This window comes from Maridesulfovibrio sp. FT414 (genome assembly GCF_050916235.1).
Taxonomy (GTDB): domain Bacteria; phylum Desulfobacterota; class Desulfovibrionia; order Desulfovibrionales; family Desulfovibrionaceae; genus Maridesulfovibrio.
The window spans coordinates 1580986-1595577 of the sequence record NZ_CP104854.1 but is presented as its reverse complement, the minus strand read 5'-3'; the positions used below and the strand labels follow the sequence as shown (position 1 = coordinate 1595577).

Genomic DNA, 14592 nt, shown 5'->3' with positions numbered 1-14592 from the left:
GAGCAGAGGAGAGGCTCTATGAAGTGCAATTCAAGCCTATGCCATACAAAATGGGACTGCAAGTATCATGTTGTGTGGATACCGAAATGTCGACGCAAGGTGTTGTTTGGCAAACTGAAAAACTACTTGGGCGAGGTTTTTCATAAACTTGCGCGACAGCGCGAATGTATGATTCTGGAAGGCCACTTATGCAACGATCATGTGCATATGTATATTGCTATCCCTCCCAAATATTCGGTAGCCCAAGTTGTTGGTTTTATAAAAGGTAAGAGCGCAATTCATATTGCTCGTGAAATCGAAGGCCGAGCACGCGGTTACGCTGGGCAAAGCTTTTGGGCCAGAGGATACTTTGTTTCTACCGTGGGTCGTGATGAAAAAGTGATTCGGGAGTACATTCGGAATCAGGAAAAAGAAGACCAACGGATTGAACAATTGAAATTCCGCCTTTAGGCGGTTCTTAAAGCCACTTCGAGTGGCTCACAAAAACAAGCCCCCGGCTTTGCCGGGGGTATTATGACTCTTGCTACTCATTCTGGTGTAATTGGGCATGCAGTAATCAGTTGGTTCGCTGATGACACGAAGCTGACTAAAGCTCTGTTGGTGGACAAATGGCACAAAGGAACTATGGGCTCCGGGTTGGGGTACGCTGTAAGCTCTCCCCTCAACAACGGCCAGCCCTTCTAACTAAAATCCCACAACAAACAACAGCGGCCCGCAGTTCATGCGGACCGCCTTTATTTATCTTAAAAAGTGATTCCTCTTTAAAATTTTAGATACAATGAGTAGTTACGCTACATTGCTTTGCCTTGCCTGGTGTTGATTTATTGTATAGACATATATTTTTTATGTTAGAAATATGTTCAATCTGTTTAGGTTCTTAAGTTTAGAAAGGAGGAGAAATGAAAAATCTAGTTCGTGCGGGTCTGATGTCTGCGGTCATGGTGGTTTTGATGTGCGGTGGGGTGTTTGCGCAGAGTTCTTTTAGTGCTCAAGGCGGGGCTATGGTCAATGGTTTAATTTTTGGTCGTAGCGGTTCGTATGTTCAAAACACCAGCTTGGACATAACTAATGTCACGAATGAAGTCGTGCATTGTAAAGTTACATTTTATGATCATGATGGAATCGATATTACTCACCTTGCCAAGGTTTATACCGGATCTGCCGGGAGTAGAACGATAGTTCTTGCAACTGGGACTGCCGAGTATGATATCCCTGCCCATTCAACACGGTGTTTCCAGTTAGATAGTGGCATAGATGGCTCCTATAGATATTGTAGCGCGGAAATATTGTGGAGCTCCGAAGATAAGAAGCCACATAAAGCGTTAATTGGTACAGCCAGGAATTCTGGTGGAACAGGTACTTCACTTTATTATGGGAACTATCCCATCAACAACGGCCAACCCTTCTAACTTATTCCTGAAACCCAAAAATTGCAAAGGCGGTCCGCAGTTCATGCGGCCCGCCGTTATTTCTTTTAAAAAGTCATCTATCTTTAAAATTTAAGATACTCCGTAAAATCCGCATGCAGCATTTTTCTTAACTCGTCCATGTTGTCTGTCGCTACTTCGGCAAAAACAAATGCGAATACTGGGTATTCTTTGTAGTCTATCTTCCGTAGTTCAAGTGGCTTGGTGAAGTTGGCTTTGAACCCTTCGTAGTCGACAGCCTTGATTTTTGAGCAGTCAACCGAGGAGTCGATGTCGCCGATGATCATGGCGTAGACCTTGCCTTTGCAGCATGGCACTATTTTGTCCCAATCCGGCTTCAGGCCTTCAAGGAAATATTTGTACGGGTTGATGCCGTATGCGTACCAGGCCAGATCGGTTACGCACCAGCCTGCAAAGCGCATGGGATTTACCTCAATTACGCCGATATTGCCGGAGTCATCCTTGCGCAGCTCTATGTGTATGGGAAAGTTGCGCAGATCGGCTCTTTTTCCGATTTCAGTCAGCAGGGCGATGAATTCGTCGTGGTGTTCGCCAATTATCTCAGAAGAAGTTATGTAGCAGCGGTCGCTGACATCGTCGCTGGATGCGAACAGGTGGCCGAGAATGTTGATGATTACCGGACTGCCTTCGCTGTCGTAATAGGCGTCTACAGCGAACTCTTCTCCGTTAATGCATTCTTCGATGATGAAATTGTCCAGCTCAAGCACCTTTGCCGGGTACATGGACCGGATGTGTTCCACTTCGTTTTGTATGGCGGCAACGGCCTTGTCCCATTCGTCCACGGATTCCACCATGTGCACTCCCAGGCTGAAGAACCCGACACTGGGCTTTATTACACATGGGATAGGCAGAGTGGCGGAATCAACTCCGGCGAGGTCTTCGAATTTTACCGTGCGGTAAAAGAAATTCGGAAACATGTCGCGGACCAGCTTCCTGAACGCACCTTTATCTTTGAACAGGCGGACTTTTCCCGGAAGCCCGTTTCCGCCTAGGTTGTTGTCGATCCAGTCTATTGCGTTCTCGGAGTTGGAATATACCGGCTGATGCGGATTATCCCTGTACCGGAGGGCAAAATCATTTTCCGCCGTGAGCTTGATGCTGATGCCTCCAAGCGCTTTTCGGGCCGAATCATTATCGAGCACCACCGGGGCAAGTTCAAGCAGGGTCTTTTTCAGGAAATCGGAAACATACGGTTTTTCTAATATGATCATTGGAGTGTCCTTGGATGGAATTGCAGAAGATATAAGACAGCACAGCGGTACTTGTAAATAAGACAGCTAACCGTATGAAAGGAATCTGTACATGTACAGAAAGATGAAAAGATAGCGATACAGTCGGGGAAGGTTTTTGAAGGGGCCGGTTGCTTCGGTTGCTCCAAGGTGCTGGGGTTGGGAGGCTCTCAGGGTGGGGAGCCTTCTCCATTGAAGCTGTGTGGGGTTTAAGGTCCGTAAGCGTTCTAAGCGTGCGGTTTTATTTTGAAGCAACCGGTCCTTCGGGAAATTTCAAGTCTGAGGGGGATGGGGCCATCCCCCTCGGAAATACAGGGCCGTTCCGGAGTTAAGTTAGCAGCTCCACCTGCTCGCCAGTTCCGGACATTTACGAAAAAACGGAATCAGCCTCTACCAATCCATGACCTCTGTTATACAAAGATTACCGTCTTTCCGTGGCCTGAATATCTTGTACATCCGGTCCCGGCTTGCAGATTCCGGGACCGGATGGATCTTTATGCTAAAGGGCAGCCTTGTAGATAGCTGCAACAGCTGCGTCAGTCATCATTCTGGGGTTGGTGAGACCACAGGCATCTTTCTGAGCGTTTGCTGTCATGGTGGGGATGTCGTCGGCGGAAACCTTCTTGCCGTACTTTTCGCCCAGAGCGATCAGACCGGCAGGAATACCTACGTCGGCGGAGAGAGTGCGGATAGCGTCGAGAGCTGCGTCAGCTGCGACACGGGTATCCATGCCGGCGGTGTTAACGCCGAGCCATTCAGCCATGGTTGCGAAACGTTCGACGTTTGCAATCAGGTTGTGCTGTTCAACGTGGGGCAGCAGGATAGCGTTACATTCGCCGTGGGGCAGGTCGTAGAAGCCGCCGAGCTGGTGAGCCATGGCGTGAACGTGACCCAGGGAAGCGTTGTTGAAGGCCATACCGCCGAGGTACTGTGCGTAACACATACCTTCACGGGCTTCGATGTCCTGGCCGTTTGCAACAGCGCGGCGCAGATATTTGTTAATAAGTCTGATGGACTTTTCAGCACATGCATCGGTGATGGGGGTAGCGATGGTGGAAACCCATGCTTCAACGGAGTGGGTCAGAGCGTCCATACCGGTTGCAGCAGTAAGTGCCGGGGGCATGCCCATCATGAGCAGCGGGTCGTCAAGAGCGATACCGGGGGTAACGCGCCAGTCAACGATAGCCATCTTAACTTTGCGGGAAGTGTCGGTGATGATGCAGAAACGGGTCATTTCAGACGCGGTTCCGGCGGTGGTGTTAACCGCAACATAAGGAGGCATGGGTTTGGTGGACTTGTCCACGCCTTCGAAGTCGTGGATGGTGCCGCCGTTGGAAACTACAAGACCTACGCCCTTACCACAGTCATGAGAGCTACCGCCGCCGAGGGTGATCAGGGAGTCGCAGCCGTTGTCCTGGTAGGCTTTTACGCCTGCGGCAACGTTGTTGTCAGTGGGGTTGGGAATGGTGTCGTCATAAACAACGCAATCCATTCCGTCAGCTTTCAGGATATCAACGATCTGCTGGGTGATTCCGCAGCCGGTAATACCTTTGTCGGTAACCAGAAGGGGCTTTTTCCCGCCAAGAGCTTTAATGCGAGCGGGGATTTCTTTGTGAGCGCCGATACCGATCAGGGTTACGCTGGGAATGAAGAAACCGTAAACTTGTTCACGTACTGCCATTTGAGACCATCCTTTAGCTTAATAGGTTTTTAGAAGGTTGGGCCTAGTCTTGTACTTATTAACGCTTTCTATAAGGCAAGTCGCGTGCCAAACAGAAAATCAATTAATTTCAAAGCTTTGTAGTTTGAGCCCTATGGGCATTGTGAATCATGTTTAATTCCTTTGTGTCCTTTTTTATCAGCTTTTTCTATGTGAAAAATGTAACAAAAGTGACAATTGTGTTGTGCTGTAAGGTATTGTAAGAGCGTGTGTCGTTTTGAACCAGCAACAGCAACAAATGTGTCAGAAGGATCTTGTGCTTTTCTTAGCATACTATCGAGCAACTGTGTAAGGTCGTTTTGCATTATTTTATATTTTTTTTACATTGATTGGCGCATCAATTGTATGAAAAATTGTTGATCATACCCTTTTATTAAAGATTAATAAAGAGCGTATGAATGCTTTTTATTGAGATGAAATAGATAAGGCCGCTCCGGTTTCCCGGAACGGCCTTGTTTTATAAGATAATCCTGTTCGGATTACAGAGTATATTTGTCGATTTTGCGGTAAAGGGTCTTGCGGCCGATGCCGAGCGCCTGCGCGGCCTTCTGGCGATTTCCGTTGAAGAAGTCCAGAGCCTTGATGATATGTTCACGTTCCATGCGTTCAAGTGAAAGAATACCGGCTTCGCCCTCGCGTTCCGGCTGGTCGGCAATTTCCTTGGGCAGGCAGGCGCTGGTTATGACGTTATTCTCTGACAGAATGATACTGCGCTCAAGCACGTTGCGCAGCTCGCGCACGTTACCCGGCCAATGATAGGACAGCATGCACTGCATGGCCCTCTCGCTGACCGTGTATTCCCCCTGACCCATCTGCAGGCCCATCTTGTGCAGGAAAAAGTCTATTAATAAAGGAACATCCTCTCGACGGTCCTTAAGCTCAGGAAGGGAAATGTTGAAGACGTTTATGCGGTGAAAAAGGGCTTCATGGAAACGCCCTTCCTCTACTTCCCTGACCAGGTTGCGGTTGGTGGCAAACAGGAAGCGGATATCAACGGTGCGCTCGTCTTTTTCTCCGACACGCCTGAAAGTGTGCGCTTCCAGTACGCGCAGAAGCGAGGCCTGCACTTCAAATGGCAGTTCACCTATTTCATCAAGGAAGAGCGTACCGGTATGCGCGAAGGTCATAAGCCCGTCGCAGTTCTCAGTCGCTCCGGTGAATGAACCTTTGGTGTGCCCGAAAAGTTCACTGCGAGACAGCTCCTTCTGCAGTGTGGCGCAGTTTTTTACTATCATGGGCTTGCCGGCCCGCTGGCTGGCACAGTGGATGGCATGTGCAACAACGTCTTTACCCGCACCGGACTCACCGGTGATGAGAACCGGAACGTTGGTGGGCGCCACCTTGTTGATCAGGTGACGGATCTGCTTGATGGGTACAGAACTGCCTATCAACTGGGAACTGGCTGTGTCGCAGCGCTGGGAGTGCTTGTAGCTGCGGTTCTCGCGGGTCAGGCAGACCCGTTGCCAGGCCCGGTCCACAACCAGCTCGACCCGGTCAAGGCGGAAGGGTTTGGTGATGTAGTCATAGGCTCCGATGCGGATGGCTTCGACTGCGTTGTCGATATTCCCGTGCCCGGTGATCAGGATGACTTCAACATCGGGCTCCATATCCTTGAATTCGGTAAGCAGTTCGAGCCCGTCCCCGTCCGGCAGCCGGATGTCGGAGACAATGACTTCATAGCGTTCCTTACGCACCATTTCCCGTGCAGTCTGAGCGCAGTTGGCGGTATGTACTATGCGTTCTGAACTGGCAAGCTCCTTGCCAAGCAGTTTGAGGATGGATTCCTCGTCATCAACAACAAGGACTTTGTAAATTTCTGGCATGTTCTAGTTCTCACTGGTGGGGAAGCGGACCGTAAAGCAGGAGCCAATGCCCACTTCACTGTCCACAATGATCTCCCCGCGGTGTTCGCGTACAATATTATAGCAGGTGGAAAGTCCTATTCCGATTCCTCGGCCCACTTTTTTGGTGGTAAAGAACGGCTCGAAGAGCATATCCCGGTTCTCCTCCGGGATACCGCAGCCGGAATCACAGACTTTAAGTCCCACATGGTCGTCTTCCACAAAAGTTCTGACGGAGATGTCTCCTTTTTCCTCCACAGCGTCCACCGCATTGGTCAGCAGGTTCAACACAACCTGTTTGAGCTGGGCCTCGTTTCCGTAAATGTGGTGCAGGGGAGAGGTAAGCTCCATATTCAGGTTGATGTGCTGGTAGCGGCGGAACTGGTGGTCCAGAAGCCGCAGTGTGTCTTTGGCAACCTGATTGAGGTCCACCGGGAGAAATTCGGATGCAACAGGACGGCTGAATGACAGCAGGGTTTTCACTATGTCCTGACAGCGCAGGCATTCTTTAAGAATGGTGTTGGTATAGTCGTAGAGGTCTTCGGCCAGATCATCGGGTATGGATTCATCCAGCCGAGTCAGCCTGCGCTGGATTCCTTCTGCGAATCCGGCCACGGCAGCCATTGGATTGTTAATCTCATGGGCAACACCGGCAGCCAGTACGCCAATAGTCGCCATCTTCTCCGCCTGATAGAATTTGGCCTGATATTCCTTTTCCATGGTTACGTCGCGCTTGAAGATGAGGATGCGATTTTCCTTGACCTCCGGGTTGCGCAGCGGAGAGGCGATCATGTCAAACTGCATGTTTTTGCCGTCGATACGGAAGATAGCTGTATCCTTGCACACCGCATTAGTGGAGAGGGATTTGAAGGCCGGACATTCCGGGCAGGGTTTTTCAGTATCCCTGAACAGGGAGTAGCACTTCTTTCCGATGGGGTTGATGCCAGGAAACAGTTTTTCGAAAATGCGGTTGACCGAGATGATTTCCATATTCTCGGAAAGGACCATCATTACATCTGTGATGCCGTCCAGAATGGCGGTGATTTCACAACGCTGGTCTTCCGACTCCCGGTTGATCTCTTTCAGTTCCTTGATGTTCTGCTGCAGTTCCTGAAAGAAGTTGAGCTTGTGGTGCTCAATACCGATAAGATCGTGCAGTCTTGTGTGGTTTACCATACTACCATGCCTCGCTGCATATCTGGTAAAGATCCTGCCATGTGGCTTCCTTGGGATTGGGCACGGAGCAGGCATCCTGCACGGCCAATTTACAGATTTCTTCCATATGGCTGTTGTCCGGGACAATTTTGCGCATCTGCATGGGAATTCCAAGCTCTTCAAACAGATTGTAAAGTGTGTCACTGAGCGATTTCTTGCGATCGCTTACGGGAGCAGGACAGCTCTCGTAAATTGCATGGGCGATGGTCGCCATCTTGCGTTCACAACTGGGCTGGTTGAAGCGGATTACGGCCGGGAGCAGGATGGGCAGGGCCATGCCGTGGGTCACATCGTAACGGCCTCCCAGAGAGTGGGCAAGCGCGTGCCCCACACCGAGTCCGGCGTTGCTGAAGGACATCCCCGCTGCAGTGCTGGCAATGGAGAGGTTCTTCAGTGCCTCGCGGTTCTTTGAATTTGCTGCTGGCTTGATGTTCCCGGCGATGAGCCTGATGGCGGTCAACGCCTGTGATTCAGTGAAGGGGGAGGCGAGTCTTGATACGTAGGATTCCACTGCGTGGGCCAGTGCATCAACCGCCGATGAGAGTATCAGCTCCCTTGATTTGGTTACCAGCAGGTCCGGGTCGATGATGGAAATATTGGGTACCAGTGAGCGGCTGATGATGGACATCTTCACCTGCCGTTTTTCGTCGGTGATGATTGCATACTGGGAGACGTCAGAGCCGCTTCCGGCTGTTGTGGGGATGAATATCATTGGCGGCAGGGGATGGATTATGCGGTTGGCCCCCTCGTAGTCATGAATGTTTCCGCCGTTGCTCACGATGGTTGCAATCCCCTTGGATGCGTCAATGGGACTTCCTCCTCCGAGGCCGATGATTACATCCGCCCTGCTGTCCCGGTAGAGTTTGGCTCCCTGCTGGATCTGCCGGTCGCGGGGGTTGGCCGTAAGTTCATCGAAGTAGATGCAGTCCAGTTTGGCGCTTTCAAGTATTTCACGGATCAGTGCGACCCAGCCGGATTCTTCGATTCCCTTGTCGCTGACCAGAAGTACTCTTTTGGCTCCCAGCCTTTGCGCGCAGGAAGCCAGGAACTGTATGCTTCCGTTGCCGAAGATAACTTCAGGAATTGCGAATTTGGTTATCTGCATGCTTTCTCCGTTCTTTATCTATTATGTCTAAAAATCTATAATAATTGAACTGTGTTCATTCTCCGCCTGTGCTGAAAAGAAGTCAAGGCAAAGAGAATTAGGTCCGCTGCTGCATCAGTTTATTTATGAATGAGGAAAGATCCTGACCGGGGGGCAGATTGTAGCCCTTAAGTATATAACCTGTGTTTTGCCTAACCATGATTGAGGCGTGACAGTGGGCCGGGGTGATATGGAAAATGTTTTCCAGTGGAAAGCCGAGGGCGATGTGCATGATCACCCTGATGACCCCGGCATGGGTGACAAGTATGGCGGGAGAATCCTGTGTCGAGAGTCTCTGCAGAAGAATAGAGACCCGTTCTTTCAGATCAATGAAGTTCTCACCGCCGGGAGGGTGGTAAGCTGTGATATCCTGTCCCCGGCGGAGGTATTCTTCAGGATAGTCGGCCCGTATTTTTTCGAAGCTCAGTCCATCCCATTCCCCGAGGTCGATTTCAGCCAGTTCCGGACAGGGCACAGGGCTTGTTCCCCATTTGTCCTGCAGGGCCATGGCTGTCTGCATGGTTCTTTTCAGCGGACTGCATAGAAATGTCTTGAACCGGGTGTCTGCGAGGGCCTCGGCCAGCATTCCGGCCTGTTTCAATCCTTCAGGAGAAAGGTTCAGGTCGGTGTGACCGATCGCTCTTCCTTTCGCCTTGTCCGCTTCAGCATGCCGAACCATTACGATCATCAGCAGTCTTTATCCATATTGTAGAGTAGAAAGGCCGGCATCTCCACTCCGGCCTCCTGCTCGTATCTTTTCATCAGAGCTTCAGCCCGGTGCAGTCTCTCGGTTATGGCTTTCACTGCTTCAGGATCATTGCTCCAGCGTTGCAGGGTATGCCCGTACCTTTCACTCAGTGAAACCAGACGGGTTCCCTGAAAAAGCTTGTCGGCCAGAAAGACGATTTCCTGTTCGGTGAGGGGGGAGTCGGGCTTGATGTCAGTATCCCTGTGAGCCGCGACAATGTCGGCGATTCCGGAAAAACCGTATCCGGTCAGGATGGCCGCTCCGGCCGCTTCGTGGTTCCTGCGCAGTTTGGCAATATCGTGCATCAGCGCTGCGCTGCGCACGGTGTTGAGGTCGAGAGCCTTATGGTGGTTGCGGGCTTCATTGAGGGCCGCGGCCATGAAACACGCCGCTCTGGCAACTTTTTTGCAGTGTTCGCGGGTCTGCACAGGTGTTTCAGCCAGTTCCCACAGGGCTTCGCACTCTTCCTTCTGGGGGATGCGTCGGCGTGAAATGCGGCAGGCCCTGGCATAGTCTTCCGGCGTGTCCAGATCGCGCAGTATGCCGAGGTCCGGCATGTGATGGTCCCGGGCATTGTCTTCGTGTTTTTCAAGGATTGCGCGCAATCCACCCTCGCCATCGTGGGCCAGTATTTCCGGGATTAGTTTTGCGCTTATGAGCGGGGGGTGTCCCCTCTCTCCTCTGAAGCAGGGGTAGACTATGTCTGCAGGGTTGGCTGCATAATCGAATGTGAGTGCTCGGATTGTGGAAGGCCTGATCAGGGGTATATCCACCGGGAGAACCATAAAGGCGGAGGCGTCTTCAGGCAGTGCCTTGACTCCTGCCTTGATCGAGGAAAACATGCCCTGCTCGAAATCGGGGTTGAACACTTCGTGCATCCCCAGCGAAACGGCAACAGGGCCGATTTTTTCCGACATATGACCGGTGACCACGAATACATCCGCGGCACCGCCGTCCATGAGGGCGCGGATACAGAGTGAAAGAACCGTGCCGCCGTCAAGCGGCAGCAGAGCCTTCAGTTTTCCCATTCGCGACGAGTATCCCGCCGCAAGTACCAGTCCGTAAATGTTCATACTTGCTATCCGGCGCGTTTCTGGATGAGTTCAGCCACTATGGATACTGCTATTTCTTCGGGGGTCTGTGCTCCGATGCTCAGGCCGATGGGGCAGTGGCAGCGGTCAATATCGTTCTGGGTAAGACCCTCGGAAAGGAGTGCTTCATAAATGGCGTCACGTTTTTTCCTGCTGCCGATCATGCCCACGTAGCGGGCCGGGGTGGCCAAAGCCTGTCCCAGAACGGTTTTGTCGTGCAGGTGTCCGCGGGTGACAATTATTACGTATGAGTTAACATTTACATCCAGTCCTGCAAAGCAGTTTTCAAAACCGGCAAGAACACGGATTTCATCCGCTTCCGGGAACCTTTCCCGGTTGGCGAACTCAGAGCGGTCATCAAGAACCACGGTCCGGAAATTTACTGAAGAGGCTAGTGCGGCCGTGGGGCGTGAGACATGCCCGGCCCCGAAAATGAAAAGTTCCGGCTGGGGAATGAATGCTTCAGCCATGAGCAGGACGTTCCCGCACTCTTCCATGACCGGAAGACCGGACTTGATAGTCTCCTCCTGCATCCGCGATGCGGTTTCTGCATCGGCAGAATCAAGTGCAGGGAGCTGGCAGCAGGGCCGGACGGCCTGCCTTTCCACAACACGGTTTTCTCCTGTAACCGTGAAAAGCACGGCATGTTTGCCCATGCGCATGGCCTTATCAACTGAGGTGAAAACGGAAAGAGTGGCTTCATCGGCCGGAAGGTGCTCAAGCATGACCGACACATGCCCGCCGCAGATCATGTCCGCATTGGCGGCAAGCTCGTTGGAAAGGTCGAACTCCTTGATAATCGCAATGCTGCCTTCTCCCTGAAAAAGTTTGGCAGCCTCTTGCTGGACCATGGCCTCCAGCAGTCCGCCGCCGATGGTCCCGTCAATGGATCCGTCCCGTCTTATGACCATCTTGCTGCCGGATGAGCGAGGTGTGGACCCCGAACTTTTGACAATTGAAGCCAGAAAGAGGTCTTTGCCGGATTTAAGACTGTTGCATATATTGCGGATGAGCTGTTTCATGGAGCCGGTCCTTATATAGTTATGGTTATGGCCCGTTTACCGAAGCCAGAGTTGATCTGTCCGTCACATTTGGCCAGTCTTGTCTTGACCTTCAGGTTGAGGTGCTTCACGGCCTGCCAGATTTTAGGATAGGCGATGATGCTGTCCCGTATGTGGGTGAGCCTGCGATTGCCGGGCAGCAGGTCGAGGCTTATATCCAGCTCCAGTTGATGGGGGCGGTATTCGACCTTGAAGTCCAGAACCTCTGGCTGCGAAAGAATTACATCGTTGAGCTCCCGGAGGGTCAGTCTGCCGCTTACCGGAAGGGTTATTCCTTCGTCCAGCCGCCCTTCAACCGAGCCGAGCCGCCTCAGGGGCAGTCCGCAGGAACATGCGTCGGCCTTTATGCTCCCGACGTCTCCGGTTCTGTAGCGGATCAGCGGCATGGCCCTGCGGGAAAGCGTGCTGATCACGATTTCACCTTTTTCCCCGTCCGGAACCGGTTTACCTGTTTTCGGGTCGATGATTTCCACAAAGAAATCCGGTTCACGCAGATGCATACCGGAATCAGGGCTGCAGTCTACGCCCCCGCCGAGGCATGTTTCGGTCATGCCCCAGTGAGTGAATATGTTGCAGTTGAAGACCCGGTTGATGGTCTGCAGGCTCTGTTCAGGCAGGATGTCCCAGCAGAGCAGCACGGAACGGACGTGGGGAATGCACAGTCCCTTGCTTTCCACCAGCCGAGCAAGAGCGTGGATCTGTATGGCCGGACCGAGTATGCAGCTGGCGTGTGAGTCGAGCAGCAGGTTGAGAAGTATTTTGATGTCCGAGGGGTTGACCGGCAGAAAGGTCTCTCCGCCCAGTCTGCCTATTGATTCAGCGAAGAGGGAGCCGACTCCGCCGGGTCGGGAATCCGGAAGTATGGCCAGAATGCTTTCACCTTTCCTTATCATGGGAGACATTCCGTAGCGGAAAAATTCAATGGTCCGTTCAAGGTCGCCGGAAGTGAAAAAGAAACGCTTCGGAGGGCCGCTGGAGCCGGAACTGGACAGGGTTACTGCTCTGGCAACTTCATCTTGTGATACGCATAGAAAGCTTTCGGGATTTGAGCGCAGGTCATCGGCAGTAGTGAAGGGAATCCGGCCGAGGTCAGCCGGAGAATGGACGGCCCCGGTTTGAACTCCGGCCAGCCGGTCATGATAAAACGGGCAGGATTTGACAGCATGAAACATGGTTTTGCGCAACTTATCGAACTGCCAGTTACGCAGTTCTTCCACTGAAACAGGTTCCATTGCGGGATCGCGGCCCATGCGCAGGTTGAGCCAGCTTCCCAGTGGGCGATCAGTCATCAATGATCCTCCTGTAAAGGGTGGAGCCGTCCATGGCGGTCATGTTGTAGGCGCAGAAGGGAATCAGCTTTCCTTCGGGGGAGACCACATGGATACAGCAGCCTTTCAGTCGTTCCAGATCCAGGGTCCATGCATCCTGAAATGCCATGCCTGAAATTGCCAGTATATGGGTCTTGGCCCGGTTGATAAACCGGTCCAGATCATCAAGCTGTTCGGCTGAGGTGCATGCACAGCCCGTTTCCGGGGCGGCCCACTGCCTGCGAACAAAGGCTTTTGACTTATCAGCGCCTTCAACCGCAGGTTTAGGTGAGCAGCAGCCTTCTTTTCCGCCGGAAAGTTTCCTGAGGCTGCCGTCTTCCATTAACAGATAATTTGCGTGAAATGAACAGAGGGAATGCTCGCATCCGGGGGGCATGAAGTCGGTTTTTCTGATCGCCTGTCCGGACTGTTCTTCAAGGCCGGTCATTATTTCAGGCAGGGTGATGCGCATGTTGTCCGTAGGGGCCTGCGGGTAGCGTCCGAAGTAGCTGATAGGCTGAAAGTGGATTCCGCGAACCCCCGGAGAATATGATATGGCAAGCTTCAATATGTCTCCGAGGTTGTCATCGTTGACATCCGGCACCACTGTGGGAACCAGCACAACCCCTATCCCGGCGGCAGTCAGGTTTTCAATGGCCCTGATCTTGTCTTCAAGAATGGCTTTGCCCCTGATCTCAGTATAAATGTCATCTCTTGTCCCGTCGAACTGCAGAAAGACCGAATCAACTCCGGCCTCGGCCCATCTGGCTGCTAGGCCGTGCTCCCGCGCCACTCTCATTCCATTGGTGTTGACCTGTACAAACGGAAAGCCGTGTTTCTTGGCAAGGGCCGTGATCTTTGGAAGATCATCTCGTACAGCCGGTTCCCCCCCGGAAAGCTGCAGGTTGCACGGCCCGGCTGCTGAGCGCACTTTTCTCAGAATGATATCAAGCTCTTCAAGCGATGGGTCAGGGGCCACCGGCTTGCCGGCCGAAGCAAAACAGACCTTGCAGGCAAGGTCGCAGCGCCAGGTTATTTCCAGCAGTGCCGTACAGGTGTGCTGGTTGTGTCCGGCACACAGCCCGCAGTCAAAAGGACATCCCTCGCGACCCTCTTCGGCCATCGGCGGAGTGGAAGGGATTTTCGGGCGCGACCAGCCTTCAAAGGCAGGCTCGCCTCTCCAGAAGGGAGTGCTGAACAGTCCATGCTCCGGGCACTGTTTTTCAATACGAGCTACGCAGCCGTTCATGACCCTGCGGGCAGGTATCTTTTTCAGGCACACCGGGCACAACGACTCAGTTGCCTGAACATTGAAACTAATATCCTTCATCAACATCCCTTCCTTCAGCAGGATCGAGACCCGCTTCAAGCAGGATATTTATCAACTGCTCATAACTGGCGGTCAGCAGCTGACCGCAACGTTCCGGATTCGGGGTCAGGCTTTTTTCTCCCAGAATTGCCTCACAGCTGAATCCGCCGTGCTGTACAGTGGCTTTTTCCCTGAACCAGTCCCTGAAGGTTTCTGCCAGCACCGGGAGCTGTTCCTCTGCCTGCTCATAATCTGTTCCTTTCCCAGCATAGAGGCTTAGGGCACAAAGGCCGCCGCTGAGAATTCCGCATGGACCTGAGCAGTCGCCCATACCCAGACAAAGGCCCTGCGCTGCCCGCACAAGATCAGGGTTTTCCCGCTGCATGTTTTCAAGGCAGAGCAGGATGAAAATCTGGGCACAGCAGTACCCGGAACCGTGTAATTGTAAAATTCTGAGATCAGTGTCGTTCATAAATATC

General features: G+C 52.3%; 14 protein-coding genes. 3 read left to right on the top strand and 11 right to left on the bottom strand.

Going from position 1 to position 14592, the window contains the following annotated elements; all coding sequences use genetic code 11:
* The first annotated feature begins 18 nt into the window (after positions 1–18).
* The 3 genes from tnpA (at position 19) to N7E73_RS07035 (ending at position 1409) form a co-directional block, all read left to right on the top strand.
* The gene (gene tnpA, locus N7E73_RS07045) at positions 19–450 is read left to right on the top strand and encodes an IS200/IS605 family transposase (protein WP_432734677.1); all 432 of its coding nucleotides are present in this window, start codon (positions 19–21) and stop codon (positions 448–450) included.
* Between the two features lie 63 nt (positions 451–513).
* On the top strand, positions 514–684 hold the full coding sequence (locus tag N7E73_RS07040; protein WP_432738339.1) for a hypothetical protein: 171 nt from the start codon (positions 514–516) through the stop codon (positions 682–684).
* A 215-nt stretch (positions 685–899) separates the two neighbouring features.
* The gene (locus N7E73_RS07035) at positions 900–1409 is read left to right on the top strand and encodes a hypothetical protein (protein ID WP_432738338.1); all 510 of its coding nucleotides are present in this window, start codon (positions 900–902) and stop codon (positions 1407–1409) included.
* 83 nt (positions 1410–1492) lie between these two features.
* On the opposite strand, the gene N7E73_RS07030 is transcribed toward N7E73_RS07035, so the two are convergent.
* The 11 genes from N7E73_RS07030 to N7E73_RS06980 all read right to left on the bottom strand — a co-directional run bounded on the left by N7E73_RS07030 (position 1493) and on the right by N7E73_RS06980 (position 14585).
* Entirely contained in the window at positions 1493–2659 is a 1167-nt protein-coding gene (locus N7E73_RS07030) for an ATP-grasp domain-containing protein (protein WP_432738337.1), read from the bottom strand.
* A gap of 517 nt (positions 2660–3176) precedes the next feature.
* Positions 3177–4358 carry an iron-containing alcohol dehydrogenase gene (locus tag N7E73_RS07025; protein WP_432738336.1) on the bottom strand — a complete coding sequence of 394 codons (1182 nt, stop codon included), beginning with the start codon at positions 4356–4358 and terminating at the stop codon, positions 3177–3179.
* Positions 4359–4876: 518 nt separating this feature from the next.
* Positions 4877–6220, bottom strand: coding sequence for a sigma-54-dependent transcriptional regulator (locus N7E73_RS07020; protein WP_432738335.1), 1344 nt, complete (start codon positions 6218–6220; stop codon positions 4877–4879).
* Between the two features lie 3 nt (positions 6221–6223).
* The gene (locus N7E73_RS07015) at positions 6224–7414 is read right to left on the bottom strand and encodes a two-component system sensor histidine kinase NtrB (RefSeq protein ID WP_432738334.1); all 1191 of its coding nucleotides are present in this window, start codon (positions 7412–7414) and stop codon (positions 6224–6226) included.
* 1 nt (position 7415) lies between these two features.
* Positions 7416–8558 carry an iron-containing alcohol dehydrogenase gene (locus N7E73_RS07010; protein WP_432738333.1) on the bottom strand — a complete coding sequence of 381 codons (1143 nt, stop codon included), beginning with the start codon at positions 8556–8558 and terminating at the stop codon, positions 7416–7418.
* A 97-nt stretch (positions 8559–8655) separates the two neighbouring features.
* Positions 8656–9285 carry a histidine phosphatase family protein gene (locus N7E73_RS07005; protein WP_432738332.1) on the bottom strand — a complete coding sequence of 210 codons (630 nt, stop codon included), beginning with the start codon at positions 9283–9285 and terminating at the stop codon, positions 8656–8658.
* Positions 9285–10418 (bottom strand): DVU_1551 family NTP transferase, encoded by a 1134-nt coding sequence (locus N7E73_RS07000; protein WP_432738331.1) that lies wholly within the window; start codon positions 10416–10418, stop codon positions 9285–9287. Before N7E73_RS07000 ends, N7E73_RS07005 begins: the two co-directional genes overlap by 1 nt.
* Positions 10419–10423: 5 nt before the next feature.
* Complete coding sequence (locus N7E73_RS06995) at positions 10424–11458, bottom strand: XdhC family aldehyde oxidoreductase maturation factor (protein WP_432738330.1); 1035 nt, start codon at positions 11456–11458, stop codon at positions 10424–10426.
* A gap of 11 nt (positions 11459–11469) precedes the next feature.
* Positions 11470–12786 (bottom strand): DVU_1553 family AMP-dependent CoA ligase, encoded by a 1317-nt coding sequence (locus tag N7E73_RS06990; protein ID WP_432738329.1) that lies wholly within the window; start codon positions 12784–12786, stop codon positions 11470–11472.
* Complete coding sequence (trsS, locus tag N7E73_RS06985; RefSeq protein ID WP_432738328.1) at positions 12779–14134, bottom strand: radical SAM (seleno)protein TrsS; 1356 nt, start codon at positions 14132–14134, stop codon at positions 12779–12781. Before trsS ends, N7E73_RS06990 begins: the two co-directional genes overlap by 8 nt.
* Entirely contained in the window at positions 14121–14585 is a 465-nt protein-coding gene (locus N7E73_RS06980; RefSeq protein ID WP_432738327.1) for a DVU_1555 family C-GCAxxG-C-C protein, read from the bottom strand. Before N7E73_RS06980 ends, trsS begins: the two co-directional genes overlap by 14 nt.
* Between the last annotated feature and the right edge of the window lie 7 nt (positions 14586–14592).

Coding starts and splice junctions, on each gene's coding strand:
- tnpA (WP_432734677.1), top strand. CDS start 19: ATGAAGTGCAATTCAAGCCTATGCCATACAAAATGGGACTGCAAGTAT.
- N7E73_RS07040 (WP_432738339.1), top strand. CDS start 514: ATGACTCTTGCTACTCATTCTGGTGTAATTGGGCATGCAGTAATCAGT.
- N7E73_RS07035 (WP_432738338.1), top strand. CDS start 900: ATGAAAAATCTAGTTCGTGCGGGTCTGATGTCTGCGGTCATGGTGGTT.
- N7E73_RS07030 (WP_432738337.1), bottom strand. CDS start 2,659: ATGATCATATTAGAAAAACCGTATGTTTCCGATTTCCTGAAAAAGACC.
- N7E73_RS07025 (WP_432738336.1), bottom strand. CDS start 4,358: ATGGCAGTACGTGAACAAGTTTACGGTTTCTTCATTCCCAGCGTAACC.
- N7E73_RS07020 (WP_432738335.1), bottom strand. CDS start 6,220: ATGCCAGAAATTTACAAAGTCCTTGTTGTTGATGACGAGGAATCCATC.
- N7E73_RS07015 (WP_432738334.1), bottom strand. CDS start 7,414: ATGGTAAACCACACAAGACTGCACGATCTTATCGGTATTGAGCACCAC.
- N7E73_RS07010 (WP_432738333.1), bottom strand. CDS start 8,558: ATGCAGATAACCAAATTCGCAATTCCTGAAGTTATCTTCGGCAACGGA.
- N7E73_RS07005 (WP_432738332.1), bottom strand. CDS start 9,285: ATGATCGTAATGGTTCGGCATGCTGAAGCGGACAAGGCGAAAGGAAGA.
- N7E73_RS07000 (WP_432738331.1), bottom strand. CDS start 10,418: ATGAACATTTACGGACTGGTACTTGCGGCGGGATACTCGTCGCGAATG.
- N7E73_RS06995 (WP_432738330.1), bottom strand. CDS start 11,458: ATGAAACAGCTCATCCGCAATATATGCAACAGTCTTAAATCCGGCAAA.
- N7E73_RS06990 (WP_432738329.1), bottom strand. CDS start 12,786: ATGACTGATCGCCCACTGGGAAGCTGGCTCAACCTGCGCATGGGCCGC.
- trsS (WP_432738328.1), bottom strand. CDS start 14,134: ATGAAGGATATTAGTTTCAATGTTCAGGCAACTGAGTCGTTGTGCCCG.
- N7E73_RS06980 (WP_432738327.1), bottom strand. CDS start 14,585: ATGAACGACACTGATCTCAGAATTTTACAATTACACGGTTCCGGGTAC.